At 35.6% G+C, this 20159-nt stretch carries 15 protein-coding genes and 1 riboswitch; of the genes, 1 reads left to right on the forward strand and 14 read right to left on the reverse strand.

Annotated features, from left to right (window positions below):
- Nucleotides 1–148 precede the first annotated feature (148 nt).
- Nucleotides 149–1504, forward strand: coding sequence for a flavin monoamine oxidase family protein (locus tag C1724_RS20315; protein WP_102348595.1), 1356 nt, complete (start codon nucleotides 149–151; stop codon nucleotides 1502–1504).
- Nucleotides 1505–1567: 63 nt separating this feature from the next.
- On the opposite strand, the gene C1724_RS20320 is transcribed toward C1724_RS20315, so the two are convergent.
- The 14 genes from C1724_RS20320 to C1724_RS20385 all read right to left on the reverse strand — a co-directional run bounded on the left by C1724_RS20320 (nucleotide 1568) and on the right by C1724_RS20385 (nucleotide 20140).
- A complete protein-coding gene (locus C1724_RS20320; protein WP_102348596.1) occupies nucleotides 1568–2992 on the reverse strand; it encodes a DHA2 family efflux MFS transporter permease subunit in 1425 nt (474 codons plus the stop codon).
- A gap of 192 nt (nucleotides 2993–3184) precedes the next feature.
- The gene (locus tag C1724_RS20325) at nucleotides 3185–3529 is read right to left on the reverse strand and encodes a hypothetical protein (protein WP_102348597.1); all 345 of its coding nucleotides are present in this window, start codon (nucleotides 3527–3529) and stop codon (nucleotides 3185–3187) included.
- Nucleotides 3530–3658: 129 nt separating this feature from the next.
- Nucleotides 3659–3766, reverse strand: a riboswitch (SAM riboswitch).
- 89 nt (nucleotides 3767–3855) lie between these two features.
- Nucleotides 3856–5358 (reverse strand): tripartite tricarboxylate transporter permease, encoded by a 1503-nt coding sequence (locus C1724_RS20330; protein ID WP_102348598.1) that lies wholly within the window; start codon nucleotides 5356–5358, stop codon nucleotides 3856–3858.
- A 15-nt stretch (nucleotides 5359–5373) separates the two neighbouring features.
- A complete protein-coding gene (locus C1724_RS20335; RefSeq protein WP_180994370.1) occupies nucleotides 5374–5826 on the reverse strand; it encodes a tripartite tricarboxylate transporter TctB family protein in 453 nt (150 codons plus the stop codon).
- Between the two features lie 133 nt (nucleotides 5827–5959).
- Nucleotides 5960–6976 (reverse strand): tripartite tricarboxylate transporter substrate binding protein, encoded by a 1017-nt coding sequence (locus C1724_RS20340; protein WP_102348600.1) that lies wholly within the window; start codon nucleotides 6974–6976, stop codon nucleotides 5960–5962.
- Between the two features lie 13 nt (nucleotides 6977–6989).
- Complete coding sequence (locus C1724_RS20345) at nucleotides 6990–7973, reverse strand: 2-hydroxyacid dehydrogenase (protein WP_102348601.1); 984 nt, start codon at nucleotides 7971–7973, stop codon at nucleotides 6990–6992.
- Between the two features lie 522 nt (nucleotides 7974–8495).
- Nucleotides 8496–9959, reverse strand: coding sequence for an IPT/TIG domain-containing protein (locus C1724_RS20350; RefSeq protein ID WP_102348602.1), 1464 nt, complete (start codon nucleotides 9957–9959; stop codon nucleotides 8496–8498).
- Nucleotides 9960–10025: 66 nt separating this feature from the next.
- Complete coding sequence (locus C1724_RS20355) at nucleotides 10026–10811, reverse strand: stalk domain-containing protein (protein WP_102348603.1); 786 nt, start codon at nucleotides 10809–10811, stop codon at nucleotides 10026–10028.
- A 240-nt stretch (nucleotides 10812–11051) separates the two neighbouring features.
- Nucleotides 11052–13547, reverse strand: coding sequence for a DEAD/DEAH box helicase (locus C1724_RS20360; protein ID WP_102348604.1), 2496 nt, complete (start codon nucleotides 13545–13547; stop codon nucleotides 11052–11054).
- Nucleotides 13548–13751: 204 nt separating this feature from the next.
- Nucleotides 13752–16235: a S8 family serine peptidase gene (locus C1724_RS20365; protein ID WP_102348605.1), complete on the reverse strand. Its 2484-nt coding sequence runs from the start codon at nucleotides 16233–16235 to the stop codon at nucleotides 13752–13754.
- A gap of 175 nt (nucleotides 16236–16410) precedes the next feature.
- Nucleotides 16411–16902, reverse strand: a complete 492-nt coding sequence (locus C1724_RS20370; protein WP_102348606.1) for a hypothetical protein — start codon at nucleotides 16900–16902, stop codon at nucleotides 16411–16413.
- A complete protein-coding gene (locus C1724_RS20375; RefSeq protein ID WP_102348607.1) occupies nucleotides 16883–17848 on the reverse strand; it encodes a ParA family protein in 966 nt (321 codons plus the stop codon). The genes C1724_RS20370 and C1724_RS20375 overlap by 20 nt, the downstream gene beginning before the upstream one ends.
- Before the next feature lie 239 nt (nucleotides 17849–18087).
- Nucleotides 18088–18651, reverse strand: a complete 564-nt coding sequence (locus C1724_RS20380; protein ID WP_102348608.1) for a class I SAM-dependent methyltransferase — start codon at nucleotides 18649–18651, stop codon at nucleotides 18088–18090.
- Between the two features lie 100 nt (nucleotides 18652–18751).
- Complete coding sequence (locus tag C1724_RS20385) at nucleotides 18752–20140, reverse strand: CapA family protein (RefSeq protein WP_258000478.1); 1389 nt, start codon at nucleotides 20138–20140, stop codon at nucleotides 18752–18754.
- Nucleotides 20141–20159 lie beyond the last annotated feature (19 nt).

The following is a 20159-nucleotide window of genomic DNA, read 5'->3' on the forward strand; positions in this document are numbered from 1 at the left end:
AAAAATATAGTTGAACAAAAATAATTTTGTCAATAATTCTGATAATATCACCATATGTATTGAGTTAATAAAAATAGGAATTAATATATTTAATGGGATTGCATAACTAGAGCTATTATCACTTTTTGTATTAGAGGCAGGTAAAAATATGCTAAACGTTTACGATGTAGACATCGTTATTGTCGGCGCAGGTATGGCTGGTTTAGCAGCCGCGTTAGAATGCAAAAAACATCAAATCTCGTTTGTCGTACTTGAAGCAAGGAATCGTCCTGGGGGTAGACTTTGCAGTATTTTAACAGAGGATAATATTACAATTGATCTAGGCGCCCAATGGGTAAGTACCCATCACCATAGAGTGAAAAGTTTGATCAAAGATTTTGGCTTACATACTACTTCAACGTTTACCAAAGGTCAAACCCTTTACCAATATAATGGGAAAATTAAAAAATCAAAAAGCCTGCCACCTCTTTCCCCACTTGGGATGCTTGATCTTTTTATGTTAAAAAGGAAAATAAAACAACTCGTTAAGCAATTACCAGATGATGTACCACTTTCATCAGGATTATGTTATCAACTAGATAAACAAACAGTAGCTCAGTTTATTCAAGCCAATATGTTTAGTGAAGAAGGTCGGACATTCTATAAAATGAGTGTTGAAGAAGTACTTTGTACAAAAGCGGAGCAAGTTTCACTTCTAGATCTTTTATGGTGTATTAAGTCAACCGGTTTCGTTAATTACTTGTTGGAAGCGGAGCATGAGTGGATTGTTGAAGGTGCACAAACACTTGCGGAGAGGGTAGCAGATTTTTTAGGCCAAAGTATTTTTTTCAATACACCAGTAGAAGGAATATCTTATGGAGATAAGCGGACAATAGTTCTTACAAAAGAAAAAGATTGGTGCACAAAAAAAGTGATCATTACTATTCCGCCTAACCTTACTAATGAAGTTAAATTTCATCCACCATTACCTGCGAAACGAATTAAATTAAGTGAATGTACGAATATGCCAGCAGTTATTAAAATGGTACTTGTTTATCCACAACCATTTTGGAGAAATGCTGGACTCAACGGTAAGGTTTATTCTAATGTGTCACCAGTTATATTAACGATGGATAGTTCGCCACCAGATGGGATTAAAGGTATACTAACAGTTTTCATATCTGGCGACGATGCAGAGATAATGAGTAAATATAACTCAACAAAAAGGAAACATAAGATCATCCAAACCTTAGTTAAATTCTTTGGACCAAAAGCCGGTCAGCCAGAAACAATTTATGAGAAAGATTGGTCAGAGGATCGCTGGACGCAAGGCGGGTATGGGTCCCATTATACAACAGGTGTGTTAACCAAATTCGGGACAGCATTGTTTGAACGTGTTTCATCCCTTTATTGGGCAGGAACAGAGAACGCTACTGAATGGAGAACATATATGGAAGGTGCTGTCGAATCTGGGCAAAGGGTAGCTAATGAGATTATTAATGAATTAAAACACATACGAAAATAAGAAAAATATCATAACACAGAAAAAGGACGTCCCTTTGATGGGACGTCCCTTTTAATACTTTTTTTAGAGATTGCTTACCTTCTTTAGATCCACGTTTTCATAAGCGGGTTGCCTATTTTTTATAAAAATAGAAGTTAGCAATCCTATAAACGATAGAATTGTCACTACAATAAAAGCGATATTAACGCCATGAATATCTGGAAAAGCTATTTCAGGTTTTTGTTCGGCTAGTTTCGTAGCCGTTGTCATCACCGTGACAAGGACCGCGGTCCCAACCGATGAAGCGATCATTCTCATCGTGTTATCCATGGCTGCTCCATGTGGAATCAATTTTGATGGAAGTTGATTTAAAGCTGCAGTTTGTATCGGCATTAACACCATTGCCAAACCAAACATCCTCACACTATACATTATCGTTATATAAGTGAATGATGTTTGAATATCTACTATAATAAAAGCAAATGATGCGATCACAAGGATAGAAGAGCCAATCATAACAAGCCAGCGGGCACCAATTTTGTCAAAAATGCGTCCGATGATAGGTGACATCAACCCTGTAATAAGTGCCCCTGGCAATAGGGCAAGGCCCGCTTCGAATGCAGTAAATTCCCGCATATCTTGCATAAATAGGGGGATCAATGTTTCCATTCCTATTAATCCCATAAAAGTGATTGATCCTATTACAACAGCTAAAGGAAAGATTGAATACTTAAAAACTCGGAATTCGAGCATTGGCTGTTCTAATCGTAATTGTCTTGTAATAAATAGTACAATTGATAGGATACCTACACTAATTGAGATCAGAGTCACTGGATCTAGCCAGCCATAATTCCCCGCACTCGTAAAGCCATATAGAAGTCCGCCAAAGCCAACTGTTGATAAAATGATGGAATGAACATCCACGTTTGGCTTAGTATTTTCTGTTACATTTTTTAAAGCGAAGTAAGCGATTATTATATCTATCAATGCAATGGGTAAAATGATAAAGAATAGCAATCTCCATGAATAATTGGAGGTTACCCAACCTGATAGTGCCGGCCCTATAGCTGGGGCAAAAGATATGACAAGTCCGATTAGTCCCATTGCAGCACCACGTTTATTTATTGGGAAAATCATTAAAAATACAGTTGTCATTAGCGGGAGCATAATGCCTGCTCCGCTGGATTGAATAATACGACCCAATAATAATATCTCAAAGTTAGGCGCTATCCCTCCAACTAATGTCCCAACCGCAAATATACTCATCGCTGAAATAAACAGCTGTCGCGTTGTAAATCGTTCCAGTAAAAATGCACTGACAGGAATCATTATACCGTTAACAAACATAAATACGGTCGTAAGCCATTGTGCGCTATTTGCAGTAACCCCCATCTCGTCCATAATAGGTGGAATCGCAGTGATCATTAATGTTTGATTCAGAATCGCGATAAACGAGCCTGCAAGTAAAAGCGCAACAATTGTCGTTTTATTAAAGCTAGATGATTCCATACTTCCTCCCCGTTTCTATCTAGGTTTGTAGAATTTTGAATATGGTAATGGTGTTTTAATTTTATTCAGATTCATTATTATAACAAATAATTTATCTTTTGAAAGCTATTATTTTGAATAAAATTCATCAGCCAAATTTAGTAAAAAAAGATGAGCCTAATAGCTCATCTTTTTAGAAATGGTTGTTTTGTATTAGTGTTTACCTCCAATATTATATACGGTTTCTAAATAATGGTCATATTTAAGTTCAATACCGTTATTTTTAAGAACATCCCATAATAAACGGTCCAAGGCATAGACGCCTTTAGTTTGAAGGTTTTTTACAGTTTGAAGATTAATATTTATGAAATGATCTTTATGATTAATTTTAAGCGCGATAATATAATCATTTATAGTGTTTCCCCTCACAAGAGTGTTAGCTGTTTCAAAACCCCATTCCTTTAATTCTCTATCAATACAATTTAACACATAGTTTAAAAAATCCATTGCATTCATTCCTTTTGCCATATACGCTCTGGCAGTTCCATTTGCATTCATCAGTTACTCTCTCCTTATTTTTATTTATGGCCTAGAACAATCAAAATCCGAACTATGTTGATTTTTATTAGAATTTATCCATAAAAAAGCTCCTCTCGCTTTAAACGCAAGAGGAGCTGCCGCTCGTTTTTCTTATCATTCAAAGCCATTGCTTTGCTGGTAGGAGCACCTTATTTTTAGAAAAACAGGTTGCTGTGGAGTCATAGAGCCAGATCTCTCGTCCACTCTTAATAATTTATTAAGTTACTAAAATAATAACATAACTTAACAGGGTGAGTCATTGTCAAAAAATAGTAATAACAATTATACTTAAAAGCTTTAATGTATTAACCTTGTAAATTAGGATTACGAGCCTCTCTCTTTTTATTAATATAATCCTTAACAATTGGTGTAAATAAAGTAAGGACTGCTAATGCTATTAATGTAGCTGATATTGGTCTAGAAAGAAAAATAGACATATCCCCATTACCCATTAGTAAAGATCTTCTGAAATTGGATTCCATCATCGGTCCTAAAATTAAAGCAAGAATCACTGGAGAGGCTGGATAATCATGTTTTTTCATAAAGTAACCAATGATGCCGAATATTAACATAACCCAAACATCAAACATGTTGTTACCTAGAGCATATGAACCAACAACACATAATACTAAAATGATTGCAGCTATAACTAGTTTAGGAATACTTAATACCTTAATAAACCATCGTACAGCTAGTAACCCTACAATTAACATGATAATATTAGCTAGTAACATTCCTAGAAATAGTGTATAGACAACGTCTGGATGATGTTGAAATAACAATGGTCCCGGTTGTAATCCTTGAACCATTAGGGCACCTAGCATAACTGCGGTTACAGCATCTCCTGGAATTCCTAATGTTAACAAAGGAATCATTGCTCCCCCGGTTGTCCCATTGTTGGCTGCTTCCGGTGCTGCAATTCCTTTTAGCTCACCTTCACCAAATTTTTCTTCTTTCTTTGCAAAGCGCTTTGCTTCGTTATAAGCGACAAACGCAGAAATATCGCCACCAGCACCTGGAATCATACCGATAAACGTGCCTATCCCAGTAGATCTAAGTATCGTAACTATCAAAGTTTTAAATTCAGCCCATTTCAATTTTGCTTTATTAATGGTCTTTATAACTTGTCCTTCTTTTACGGAATCTTCCACAGCTTGAAATGCCTCAGATGCTGCGAATAAGCCAATCATAACGGCTATAAAGTTAACACCACTCATCAGATTTGTTGAGCCAAAATTGAATCTTGGAAAGCCCCCTACTGGATCAATACCGATAGATGCAATTAGTAAGCCAATAAAGCACATAATAAAACCTTTAACAAGTGAATTACCTGCTATACCTGAGATAACCGACATCCCAAATACAGCTAATGCGAATGACTCGGGAGCGCTAAATTTTAATGCAAATTCTGCTAGTTGTGGAGCAATTAAAATTAAGATGAATACACTTATCACCCCACCAATAGCGGATGATATCGTGGAAACGGTTAATGCTTTTTGGGCAAAACCTTTTTGTGCAAGGGCATAACCATCAATTGCGGTGGCAGCTGAGGCCGGTGTTCCTGGGGTTCTTAATAATATGGCAGCAATCGACCCTCCATAAATAGCTCCAAAATAAACACCCACTAATAATAAAATACCAGTTATTGGTCCCATTCCAAACGTAACAGGTAAGATAAGGGCAACCCCCATGGTTGCAGTTAAACCTGGCAATGAACCAATGCATATGCCAACTGTTACGCCGCCAATCAAAATCAAAAGTACTCTTATATCTAATAAATTAGGTAGTGCCTGTAAAAAATAGTCCATGTTGTCACCTCGCTATTATGAAAAAAATATCCCTGTAGGGACTGGAACTTTAAGCATTTTGTGGAAAAATATAAAGATGAACAATGTAGTTCCCGCTGGAACTAAAAGGATCGTTAGCAAGTTTTTTACTCTTGTCATTTTCAAGAAGATAATCATGATAATTGGTGTAATTACATAAAATCCAATCACTGGTATTAATGCAACAAAAACGATTGTTAGAAACATCGTTAAAAAAGCTAACTTAATATTCCCACTTTCAGGTTGATCTTCTGTTTGTTTTTTTTCTTTCAAACCTTGGAATATTAGTATCATGGAAAAAAGAACTAAAATGATTGCATAAAGTCTTGGCATAAAGCCAGGTCCTACATCTGTAGGTGTTAAATTCTTTGGGAAACTAAAGGTTAACGAGAAGAATAGACAAGCAATTACTATAACGATAATACTCCAAATAATCTTTTCATTTTTCAAGGTCATTCCTCCTGCCTATTAGATGTTGTAGTAGATTGAAACATTAACTAACTGTGTAGAGGAGACACAATCAAGATAGATTGGTCTCCTTGTACAATTAGTAATCTTCTTAAAGTTAACAATTTTATAAAAATTATTGACCTAAATCTAGACTTGGAATAATTTCACCATACATATTATGGCTGTTAACCATCAATGTATTGAAGTCTTCAGCGTTCTTAACAACTCGTCCAAGACCATTTTCACTCATGAAGTCAACAAATTCTTGTTCTTCTGCACCTTTCATGAACGCATCAGTTAAAACAGCAACGATTTCATTTGGTGTATCCTTTGGTACAGCGACGCCTCTCCATACTCCGATTTCACCTACATCATAACCAGCTTCAGTAAAAGTAGGTACATCAGGAATTACATCAAGTCGTTCAGACGCCATAATACCTAGGAATTTTAACTTTCCAGCTTGTACTTGAGCTAACGCTTCAGGTGGTTGTACGACTACTGCTTCAACGTGCCCGCCAAGAGCAGCTGTTACAGCAGGTGCTCCGCCATCAAATGGAACATGACTATATTGAGCGCCGAACTTCTTTTCCATTGCTACCGCTGATAAGTGACCAGCCGCACCGGTACCGCCATTACCGATTCTAACTTTTCCTGGGTTTGCTAATGAGAATTCTACAAATTCTTCAAGCGTATTATATGGTGCATCAGCAGGTACTACTAATGATGATGGATCAAAGTTCATTTGTGCAATTGGTTTAAAATTTTCATACGTAATTGGGGTAAGTCCTAAATGAGGTAACATTGTAAGCTCTGCTGTTACCATTGTAACTGTATAACCATCAGGCTTAGCTTTTGAACCTTCAGCCAAACCAACAGCGCCGCCGCCACCAGTTTTATTTACAACACCAATAGATTGTCCAAGATGCTTTTCAGCCTGTAACGCTAACGCTCTTGATACAGTATCTGTTCCCCCGCCTGCAGAATAAGGAACTATTAATGTAACCGGTTTCGTAGGGAAATCTACTTTTTCTTCCGTATCTTCAGAAGGTGCCTCGGCAGAACCTCCACCTGAGCTTTCATTTGAAGAAGAACAAGCTGTAATTAACATAATAGATAATAATAATGCCAGAAATGCTGTAAACTTTTTCATACGTTTCTCCCCTTTACACATGTAGTTTATCTTTAAACTCTTTTACTACGTTTTTATAATTCTTATTTATTAAAATTTCAACTAGATTTTCTGCAGCTACCTTAGCCATATTTTCACGAGTAAATGTTGTAGCAGAACCAATATGAGGTGTTAACACCACATTCTCCAATTGCAGTAGAGGATTGTTAGGATCTATTGGTTCTTGTTCAAATACATCTAAACCAGCTCCAAATATTTGTTTTTCTTTTAATGCATTGATTAAAGCTTGTTCATCAACAGTTGGTCCTCTAGATGCATTAATAAAAATAGCTGTGTTTTTCATTTTTGCAAATTCTTTTTCACCAATAAGATGATGTGTTTCTTTTGTTAAAGGTGTCATTAGAACGATAAAATCTGATGCTGATAATAGTTCATCCATAGATGCATATGTAATGCCTAATTGCTCCTCAATATCAGACTTTCTACTTCTGTTATGATATAGGACGTTCATTCCAAATCCATGAATGGCCCGTTTGCAAATTGATTCACCTATTCTACCAAGACCAATAATACCCAATGTTCTTCCATGAACATCAAGTCCAAATAGATGGCTATCATCACCACTCTGCCACTTGCCTGCTCTCATAAAAGAGTCTAACTCAGATATTCTTCTTGCAGTTGAAAGAATTAATCCAAACACCAAATCATTCACCGTTTCATCGAGTACACCTGGTGTATTCGTGCCAACAACATTATAATTTCGCATGTCTTCAATGGAGAAATTATTATAGCCTGCTGATATATTGCTAACCACTTTAAGGTTTGGAGCGTTTGAAAGCAATTCCTCGTTAATGGGAATTCCTACATTCATTAATCCTTGAATATCTCTTACATTCTCATACAATATTCCTTTAGGAATTGTTTCCTGTTGTTCCCAACATTCAATCTCGAAAAATCCTTTTAGGTAATTTGTTACACTCTCTGGTATTGGCTGTGTAATTAGTATTTTAGGTTTCATTGTGCCCCTCCTTCCATTTAAGCGCTTTCACGTTTTACATTATAAAACGTCGTTTTGTTTTTTCTGAACAGAAATAACCCTACCTTTACCTCCCTTCCCATATACTAGAAAAAAGTTTTACAATATAAAACTATGTTTCTAATATTTTCTATTAATAGCTTAATCTGTATTTTCATATGAGTCAATACTTTTTTTTTAATTTTTCGAAAAATCATATAATATAAATCGTTTTAGTAATGTAAAAAAATATAGGTCATTTTTCCGAACGTCTGAAAATTTATATAAAAAAAACCAATGAATTCAACATTTTATCCTTACTTTCACCCGTAACTCCATTAAAAATGAGAAAACCTTTTTATAGTAATATATTACTTTAAAATAATTGGGAGAGCTTTATTAAATAATTGCAATTATACGAAACTCCAAAAAAGTCCAATAGTTTTTTATTGGAAAAATTCACACAAAAGGGAACAAACCGCCTCTTGTTGAAAGAGGCGGTTTGTTAGACTAATAGCTATACTATTATCTAGTTATATCAAATCCTAAATTAATAACTGGCATTGCTGAACCAGGGTGATCTTCGCTATACGTAAGCTGTGGAGCTAAGTAAATGTCAGGAACCTTTTTTTGTCCTCTATAGATCCCAGGATATAAATCTATTAAGTGATGTCCTGGTGCACCGTTAACTGTCATCTTGAATTTTAATGTTCCTTGGCTATTAAATGAACACATATAGCCTATATAAGCATTATCATAGGTTAGGTAATAAGCATTATCAAACTCTGTCCATCCTGAACCTTTAATTTCAATTGTCACTTCTGTTCCAGATGGTCCGGATGTTGGAGAAATGCTAACAATTGTCGGTAAAATTCGCAAGTACGTACCACCATATAGCTCGTCGCCAACCTTTAATTCAATGCGATGTGGTACACCCCCAAGGTCATCAGGGACAACAAACGCATAAGAAAGTTTTCCTGTGGAGTCTGAAACAGTTTGTCCAAGTTTTACAGCTTTTTCAGAAAATCCAGCGGCTGTTACCCGGTTCCCCACCATTGTATACCAAATGACCTCTACTCCTTCACCTGGTGGTAGACCTTCAGCTGTTAGGTTTACAGATTCACCAACTGTAGCTTCATTTTTATTCAGTACAACGCTCACTTCTGGCTTATGTTCAACATTCGGCATTTGAACTCCTCCGTCTGCTGCGGCTTTTGGAATAGGGCCAACGGCGTTTTTCTTGATGGGCTCTTCGTCCGTTACTTCAAATGTGAACGATGGTACAGGTAGATAACTATTAGGCGCTTGTTCATGATTGATATACGGAATACCTAAATAACCATGCCAAATAGTCAGATTATGCTTTCCTACCTCTCCGCTCGCACGAATTTTGGCGGTTGCTGTTCCTTCTGTTGATACAGCTGAGATTAATCCGGTTAGTTTGTTATCATAACTCAATTGCCAATTGCTCTCCATGTTTGTCCATCCGATTCCCTCTGCCGTTATAGTAATTTCAGTACCAACAGGACCTGATTCTGGTTGCATCGTGAATTTAGGAGCTACAAAATATGTATTTTGAGCAACTTTTACATTTCCTTGACTCACATAAAGGGTGTGGTCCCCGCCAAAGCCTTTTGGTACGATAAATGTTCCACTCCAATTTCCCTGATCATCAACCTTATCTGTTAATAAAATGATTTCTTTTTCCTCATATTTTGGTCCAATTACTGTATAAATCCCATCGAGATCATAGCTTCCGTCAACTGTCATCCAAGATAGCTGTACTGGTTTGTTTGGAACTAGACCTGTAGCAGTAAATGATACTTCAGAGCCAACAAATCCTTCAGTTTGATCTAAACTTAATTCACCTGTAAGCACTGGAAAAGCAAATGCATTGTGTACTGTACTTGCATACGAATATGACGTAAATGGTATCGAACAAATTAGAACTGCAATAATTATTAATAAGTGTTTTAGTGGTTTTATCATTGACTAGTAGCTCCTCTCAAAAATGTGGAACAACCGTAATGGTTGTTCCAGTGTAATTCTCTTAAATTACTTTGATTGTTCCGTAGACTCCGGTTGTTCAGTAGAGTGAGCAGGATCATTTCCTACGATCGTAATTAGAGAAGGCATCACATTAAATGGTGTATACTGTCCTTTAGAGGATTCAGTTTCTGCTGTAACAAAATAGCCTAATGTACCTTTTGGTGTGTCTTCTGTAACCTCATACGCAACAGTCCAGAACTCTTCCGCTCCTGGCATATCTGGTGGATGAGCTCCTAAATGCATATCTAAAACCTCACCTGTAGATAAATGAACTTGAACTTTTGCATTCCTTGCTAACTCACCTGTTATTGGATTGGTAGCTTTCATGCGAAAAATAACTGCATCGCCTACAGTAAAACGGCTTTGCAAAACACATCCGGCATTTCTAGATACGACATCTCCATAAACAACAAGATCGCTTTTGTACTGAATGTTTACAGTCTGTGTTGTTGCATTCCATCTTAAATCAGTGGCACCTGTTGCTTGGGCAATCTCTCTAATATAGGCTGTTGGTTTGCCGTTATTTAGAACTATATCGAGCTGTTTACCTTTAATAGTTGCGGTCTTACTCGAGGCATCGTATGTAAAATCTACACCGGTAATTTTTGAAAATGCCTCCAAATCAACATAAGTCTTTCCTTCAATAGAATGATTTGCTGTAGATTTTAATGTCTCACCATTAACAGAAAGCTTTACACCAGTTTCTGCCGCGAAGGCACCTGTTGTGAAACACATTGCAATTGCTGAAGATACTGCAACTGCTGCTATACCTTTTTTCCATGATACTTTCATATACCAACCTCCTAAATATTTACTTTTTTTCGTTATTAACATTCTATATACCCAAACAATTTTCCTGCTACTTTTTTCTTAAATATTACAGGGCCCCTTCATAATATTCGCAAAAATAATTAAATATTCATAAAAATAGTACAATGAACTTAAGTCTTTTATACGTGACAACTACTATTTATTAAGGTAAATGGGCAAAAAAAACCCACTAATTATGAAATTAGTGGGTAGATTAGGTGTTTAGAACTGGTATCTATTATCACGTTCTTCAAAATAACACTCATTACATACATTAAATTTAAACCGAGGATGCAAACTTTTACCGCATTTTTTACAAACCTTGCTAGCAATTTTGACACCACTTTTTAAATGTTCATGAATTTTATCACTAATTTCTTCGCGGACTCTTTCCCAATAATGTGCCTCGGTGCTTCTTCCTAATTTATATAAAAATAATAGATGCAGACCAACTGACTTGTAAGACAATTCAAGCTCTTCAAGTCCCAATTCTTTGATTTGAGGCTCTGGAAGTTCTTCACCATCAACAATAGTTTCAAGTTTCTGTCTCCATTGTGCCCGTAATGAGGGTTCATTTGATGAAAATGGTAAGTGTAAAAAGCCATATAAATCTGCCAACGATAGTTTGGCCTCTACAACAGTATCTTCAATTATTTCATACAAAAGTTTTTCCTCGGATAATGATGCTTTTTTTGTTCCTTTAGGACTTTTAAATTGATCCCATAGGTAAAAAAACTGACCAAGATTACGAGAATATTTTTGAAACCTTTCTAGTATACTTGTTGTTGGTGCAATCGCAAATCCTTGCAGTGGCTCATCCTCTTGTTCCAACAATCGGCCCATTGTTTTAGGATCACTATAAAAAGCTACCTTGCCAACATCATAGATCCCTTTACGGCCTGCTCGACCAGCTATTTGTTTAACCTCTTGCGATCTTAACCGTCTTCTTCTTGTTCCGTCAAATTTCTCGTTTTCCAAAAAAATAATTCGCCTTATCGGAAGATTTAAGCCCATTCCAATTGCATCTGTAGCAACAATGACTGTTGTTTCTCCTTTAATAAATCGTTGCATCTGTTTCTTTCTTGTTTCTGGGGGCATGCTTCCATAAATCATACTAACTTGATGACCTGTTTTCTGTAACTCCGAGGCAGTTTCGAGTACCTTTCTTCTTGAAAAACAAACCAGCGCGTCACCTTTTTGTGTCTGACCTAAACGGAATAAGTTATGTTCTACCTCTAATGGTATATCCCTAAAATATTCATGAACTTCAACATTTGATTCTCCGAGCAATTGTAGGATCATTGATCTTGCGTTAAAACTGCAAATAATATGGACTTCTTTTGCATTCGCTTTTGTCAGGGCTTTATACCATGAAAACCCACGATCTTTATCAGCAAGCATTTGTGCTTCATCAATAACCACAACATCGTAATAGTCTTTTTCACGAAACATTTCGACTGTACAAGCAATATGATTTGCTCCAGCTACTAGCTTTTCTTCTTCACCAGTTTTTAAGGAACAAGGGACACCTTCTTCATTTAATTTATCGTATATTTCGAGAGCTAATAATCTTAGTGGAGCTAAGTATATACCACTTGACGCCTCCTTCATATTTTTAATAGCTTGGAAGGTTTTCCCAGTATTTGTTTCACCGACATGAAGAATATATTGGATATTTCGTGTGGCAGGCGGATTGTACTCCATACCGAATATATCCTCTATCATTCGGGTCTCTTCTTCTTTTCTTCGTTTAATTTCTTCTAGTTCTTCAACCTCTTTTCTTTCCCTCTCTTCAATATCACGATTAAATATTTCCCGATGTGTTTCAACATCAAACGGTATATCAATAAGCTTACTTAGATTATCGACATATTCATTTAACAAGTCTTCGAAAATTTCATGACTGAGATCATCAAGAGGTTCAAATGCAGCTTCTTTTAAGAATTCAATACGTAAAGGTTCTTGAAACATTTCAACATATTCCTCGAATAATACCTTAGGGAGTCGCTCTTTTAACCAATTAGGGCCAAAATCAAATAAATATGTCGAAATTAGCCTTTCATATTTCTCTGCTACAATTTCGCCGAAGGTGTATTGATTATAGGCAAACTCTTGCTCGCTATATAAATATTCTGAAAAAGTGAGTGCATCAGATAATAATAATCCCTTATTTTCAATTTCAATCGCTAGCTGACTACCAAGTAAGAAACGTACATATAAATACAGATCTTCATAATGCTCACCTAATAACTGTTCAATATGGTATTCAACCTTTAACAAGTACTTTCTTCTAGACTCACGCTCTAAATGAAGCGCTCTATGATGTAAGTAGGATTCCCTGACTGTATCATATTTTTGTTTCCATATCTCAACCTGATTGACAAATTTCTCATCTAGCCAACCAACAAGATCATAGGGTTCCTCATTTCGAATTTCAGTACGAAATAACTGATTGAGTAATTTTCTCTTAGTATCTTCTATATCATATCCTTTTGCGGTAAGGTATGCTTTCTTTTCAGAAAATGTAGCGTGACTGGCGGTTAAATTAAGCCATACATTTAACCAAACCTGCTCAATGTAGTGGCCTCTTTCTCGCAAATATTGTTCGTAAGAAGGACAGTTCTCCTTCGTCTCTAAATATTTATCTATATCGTCCAACACCATTGCTTTAGCTCGTTCAACAGCTTTTAAATAATAACTTTTTAAAATATCCTCCATATAAGGCTCCTTGTTTATAAAATAGGGTTTACGTTAGTTTCTATTGTTAATGTTTTATTCATGTATATTTATTAAGTTTTTTTTGGTGCCTTATTAAGGTATATAGCGTTTAACCAAAATAAAAAGGCAATGACAATGAAACCCTTGCCACATTGCCTTTTTTAATAAGAGTACTTGTCATTAAACTAGCACAGTAGCGATTGATTAGAAAAAATAAGGTGTGATCCTGTTCATTAGTACAGCCATCTGACTTCGGGTGAGTACATCGTTTGGTTTAAAGGTTCCATCATTATAACCATAAAAAAGTTTATAATGGCTCGTTGTTGCAATTGCATGATAGGACCATTGCCTAGGATGAACATCAACGAAATGAACATTTTCAGGAATAGGTTTGTCTTTAAGAAACATTCTATGAAGCATTGCAGCCATTTGTTCTCTAGTTAATGTGTCTGCAGGCGAAAATCTTCCTTCACTTTTACCCGTCATAATGTCATGTTGAGCAATGATCTTGATTTCATTTTTAGCCCAATGCTTTCCATCTACATCCAAAAATTCAATGCTTTTGTCATTTAAAGGTTGTAGTTGTAACGCCCGAACAATAATTACAGCTGCCTCTGCCCGCGAAAGTCCTTTATCAGGTGAAAAAATACCTGGAGATGTTCCTTTCATCCATCCTCGATTTCCTGTTAATTGTATATCGGATCGAGCCCAGTGAGTGCCGATATCATCAAAGGTGATTGGAATCTTAGGTATTAATACAAGTTCTTCAGAAGGATCAGACTGTACTCCATCTTTACTGATTGATGTTACCGTAAACGTGTAGGTTTTACCATTTGTTAGATTCAGTATGTCTTTCATCGTTGTTACAATTGGTTGTTTATTGTATTTTGAACCATTCATATAAATGTAGTAACCTTCGATATTTTTTGTATCAGGTACTGTCCACTTTAACGAAACTGTTCTATCCGAAACCTCACCATCTAAATTTAATGGTACTGGAGGGATGAATTTCTTTGTAGTTACGATTTTCTTAATCGGTTGACTAACTCCTGTAGTTCCTTGCGCAACAAGCTCATATTCAACCGTCGAATTGTATGGTAACTCTCGATCTACATATGTTGTTGAAGTACCAGAATAAATGACTACACCATTCCGCCGCAAAGTATAGTGTATAGCTTCCTGCAACAGAGTCCATTGAAGTTCGATTGTATTAGCATCAATTTCTGAATAAAGAAGATTTGGAGTTCTAAGTGCTGTTGGTATTTCGACCACTAGCTCCTCACTAATCAGTTGTCCATTCAGAGCTGAAATTTCATATCTATACATTTGGCCAGGTTGTAAAGTATCCTCCGTAAATTGTAAGGCACTTCCCAAGTATATGACCTGCTCTTCACGTTTTATCATATATCGATTTGCATTTTGAACAGGCTGCCAACGAATTGTAATCGATTCGTCTGTACTTTTAGCACTTTCTAATAAAGGCTTTTCTAAGTTTAGCGGTATAAGTTCTTGTTGTTCAGTCTCTGGTAGTAGATTAAATTGAATAAGCCCATACCCATATTTTGAATCGACGCCAACTTCGCCTAAATCAATAACTGTTTCTCGCATATGGGATCGTAATTGGTCATTTGTCCACTCAGGATAGGCCTGTTTAAGAAGTGCCGCAATACCTGTGACAAAAGGTGCGGCCATACTTGTTCCATTTAAATATTCGTAGTTGTTATTTATATATGAAGAAAGAATTGTATCGCCAGGTGCAGTTAGTTCAAGTGCTGGACCCGTTGACGAAAAACTAGCTCTTGTATTATTCAATGTAGTAGCACCTACTGCTATAGCTCCTTCTAGTCTTGCAGGATAATCAATATTATCCCCAGTACCGGAAGAATTTCCTGAGTTACCCGCTGCTGCGACAATGAACATTCCTGATTGATAGGCATAATCGATTACATCTGCCAAAATCTGTGAATATGTACTCATCCCAATACTTAGGTTGATGATGTCAATGTTGTTTGTAATAGCCCAATCGATCCCTGCAACAACATCAGATAAATAGCCGGCACCATTTTGATCAAGAGCTTTTATACTATATAATTCAACATCTGGTGCCACTCCTAAAACACCTATATCATTATGCTGAGCACTGATAATTCCCGCTACATGCGTACCGTGCCCATTGTAATCATTATAAGATGTATCTCCGTTTTCTTCTGTGATAAAAGAAATTCCTCCAGTTATTTTTAGATCATTATGTTGTGTTTCAATGCCAGTGTCTAGTACAGCTACCTTTACTCCTTTACCAGTATAATGGGTTTCCCATGCTGTGCTACTCTTTGTTTTCTTGATACCCCAATCTGTTACTTCAGTATTAAGCTCAACCATTTTGTCCTTTTCGATAATTTGAATGTTAGGGTTTTTTTCCAATGCCTTTTTAGCATGTTCAGGCATTTTTGAGATAGCGATTGGCAAATTTTTTGTTTCTCGTAAAACCTTCCCACCTTTTTGGCGTATTAAAGAGGTATCTTTACTTTTTTTAAAGATAACTATATAACGTTCGTCTTCATTATCGGTCTTATTCGTCGTGACATTTATTGGGGTAATGTTATTCGTATTATTCAATTCAACCCGTTCTTCAGCCTGACAGCTAATTAAAAAAAAGAAACAACCAAGCAGAATAAAAACAACCCTCATTTAAGCTTCTCCTTCGCTAAAAATATCCGAATTATATTTTTCCTATATTGCCCAAAAGGAAAAATTAAATCCTAATTTAACTGTGGCATTCAGCGAATGGAAAACGTATTAACAAGCCAAAAAGGCTAGATTTCGTTTAGCGAATCTAACCCCATTCTAGATTATAAGTAATTTACTAAAAAATTTTAGAAAAAGCTTTGCCGCGTTTACGGGCTCGAATATTTGACTTAATTGCTTCATAAACATCAGACTTTTTTCCTTTACGCTCTGTTTTATCATTGGTCAATATGCAATAAATTAATTTAAGATCAAGTAATGTAGTTTCACGCATAATAGTGGGCTTGGGCTTTTGATCAAAGTAACTGTGAATTTGTTCTATATCTGAAAAGTTTTCATAATTTAATTTAATTCCATCAATTCCTTGAAAATTTTTATTGAAAATCAGTTCAACTATTTCTTGAAAGCTTTGTTTTTTATCAACTACTAACAGTGGGCTTTCATTATGGTTAAAAGTATCTATAGGAAGATCACCATAGCTTTTTAAAATAGAAATCATTCTATCGATATCATTTGTCTCACTTTTTAATTTTTTTCCATTGATGATGGTTAATATACTTTGATATTTTTGAAGATTACTAACAACATTGTTAAACGTGAGCTGAGTCATTCCATCGCCAACCTTTTCTATCCAAATTAAACTTAACTTGTATTTGAGAACGGTTTTCTAAGCATTCCAAAATTTCAAAAGTTAAATCTGCGTAACCGGCAACTCTTTTCCCATTAGCTGTGGCTCTGGCTGTATCTTCGTAGTTGAAAATGATTGTTTGAAAGACAAGCTTTTCTTTTTCAGATGTTAATGATAAGAGTGGTGTAATGTCTATATCTTTAAAATGCTCTTTAAGTTCATCGTGTACATTTTTATTATTTGTAGATCCTTTCTTCAATGTTTCAAATATACCAATAAGTTGTGGTTTTTCTCCGAAAAGTAATTGCGATAGCGCTGCATTCGGATGTTCTTCACAAATTTGTTTATATATTTCCTCTACAGTTTTAATATAATGTATCACGCCTCGAATACTTATTGTTTGAAAAATTGAAGGAATTATATAAAAGTCAGAAAGTAGGAAGGCTCCTTGTGTAATGATATTGTTGCTTGGTGGGCAATCAAAGAGTATATAATCATAGCGCTGATCTAGATTAGTGGTTTGAAAGAATTGCTGTAGTACAAATAGATCCTCAAATTCATTCTTTAGTGACATAGCAAGTTTATCTAAACCACCATTGCTATAAAAAATATTCGAAGGAATAAAATTAATTTTTTCTTCTGTTTGCTTAATCAAACTTGCTGGTTTTAGTTTGAAACTAATATTTGAAAACTTTTTTGACTGATTCCAAACATCATATACAAAATTTAAACATTCATTATCAGGAAGGTTATCTAAATACCTTTCCATTCTCCCAAGGCATATTTCACTTAATGAGCATTGTGGATCTAAATCAACCAGCAATACTCTTTTTCCCTCGTCAGCCATATGTAACGCAATTTGATATATACTTGTTGTCTTTCCAACTCCACCCTTATAATTACCCACGAAGATTTTCTTAGCTGTCATTCTTTTCCCCCCTCATTCGATAGTACTAATTTTATTGTGTGAAAATTAGATTAATTCATTTTTTTATAAAATATCGATAATTTTTGAAACAACGGGGATAGACGGTAACTCTTTTTAAAAGGTTCGAAATAGCTTGAATAAATAAAAAATTGTTAGAAAAAACAGGAGTTGGTTCCCCTGTTTTCGAGTTATGAATGACTTTTTCATATGCAGTCTATGAATTATTTGATTGTATTTTTTTAGGTCTTTTTTCGTACAAAGATTGTTTGGCGCCCTTCGTGCTCATTTTCTTCATAATAGAGAATCTGCATTTCTTTATATAAAGATAACAGTTCTCCGGGCTGTAATTTAAATTGATTGGAGATTCCTTCCTTCTCTTGTAATGGGCTTTTATAAAAGGTTTCCATAAAAAAATAACCATTGTCCTTTATTACAGTCTTTATGTATTGGAGAAGGTTTCGATCAAGATAATATGTAATCACAACTAAATCGTACGATTTTTCTTTTAGATGTAAATTATTCAAATCCGTTAAATCACATAAACGCGGATAGATCGTCAGCTTTTCTTTGTCCGCAAGCTTTTTAAGGTAATCAATGGCGACATCGGAAATATCCAATGCATCCACACGAAAATCTAATTTAGCTAAAAAAGTACTATTTACACCTAAACCACAAGCAACATCCAGAGCATCCCCTCCAGTTAAGTACGGTGAAATGGTCTTTAATCTTTCATTAGCAGCGGGTTGTTCATGGTTAGTTATTCTTTCTCTATATTTATTATTCCACTTTTTTCTAGGATCCATTTTAATCTTCTCCTTCAAGGGGACGTTTCCTTTAGTTTAGGGTAAATAAAAGCCCACATCAACTAAGGTGAGCTCATTAGTTTATCATATTGTAGGTAAGTTACTCATAAGTCATAGCTTTATTATTTTCATACAAAGCCCAATTTGAATTACCAATATTCTCCGAAATACGGACTAGCTTTTGTTTTAATTTAGCGGCATTTGTGCTATCCATTGGAGTTGGCTGGTAATTATTTCGATGTGAAACCGATGATATGCTAAATGGAATCACATTAATGTCTTTTTTAGTTGTCAATTTCTTATCTTTTACGTGAAAAGTTTGTTGAAATACAAATGTATCCTTATCACTTGGATTTCGATTTCCGCCAAACATAAAGTTGCCAAGACTATATACGATGAATTTCCCTTTATATTCTTCGATGCCTTGTACAACATGCGGATGATGTCCAAGCACTAAATCGGCACCACTATCAATTGTATATCTTCCTAGTGACTTTTGTACTGTGTTCGGTGTATAGCTGCGCTCCTCACCCCAATGAAAATGAACCATAACTATTGCAACATCTTTCTTTCGAAGTGCAGCAATATCATTATTAATTTTCTTTCGGAGTGATGAAGTATCGCTCCAACCTTTATAACCTAAAGCCCCAACTTTAACCCCGTTTATTTCTTTTACATATTGATGATCATTACCGAAGTAGCCAATATCAGCTTTTTTTAAATTTGCGATTGTATCATTATAGCCTTGCTGAAGGTAATCTAATGTATGATTATTAGCAAGATTCACTGATTCAATACTTCCTAAAGTCAATATTTCCGTATACGACGGGTCTCCTTTGAATCGAAATTTCTTATTTGCTTTTGCTGTCGCTGTTGTAAGTGTTGTTTCAAGATTCACCATTGTTAAATCATCATCAATAAATAAATCTTTAATATTCTTTACAAAATGTGTAAGCCCATTATCATCTGCTTCTTGATTGAAACTACCTTGATAGCCATATTCTACATCCCCGCCAAGTGTCACATCGCCAGCTGCACTTATTTTTATTGAAACTTCCTCTACATATTCTTTGACTGGTACTGATATGTCTTTATCAACTGTTGAGATCATTGCAGTATTGCTGTTGCCAATCCACTTTATATCAGCTGCAAATGCTCTATCTATCAATCGAACCGGTACCATTGTTCTGCCATTAATGACTTTAGCTGGAGAGTCTAAATCATATAGTCTATCATTTATTGATACTTCTTGTTGATTAATTTGTAACTTTATAATAGTTGATCCTTTTGTCGCGATGATCTGTTGTGTTTCATTATGCCAGTTCACCTTTGCTCCGATTGTTTCAAACAAACTCCTAAGTGGCACCATAGCTCGTCCATCTACCAACAATCCATTTTCCAATGTTATCGATTCCTTAGCTCCTACAAAACTACCACCGGTTATTAAGCAAGCTATAGTTACTAGTCCTATTAAAAATTGACGTCTCATACCTATCCCCCTAAAAGAT

It is taken from the genome of Bacillus sp. Marseille-P3661 (assembly GCF_900240995.1).
Lineage (GTDB): Bacteria > Bacillota > Bacilli > Bacillales > Bacillaceae_J > OESV01.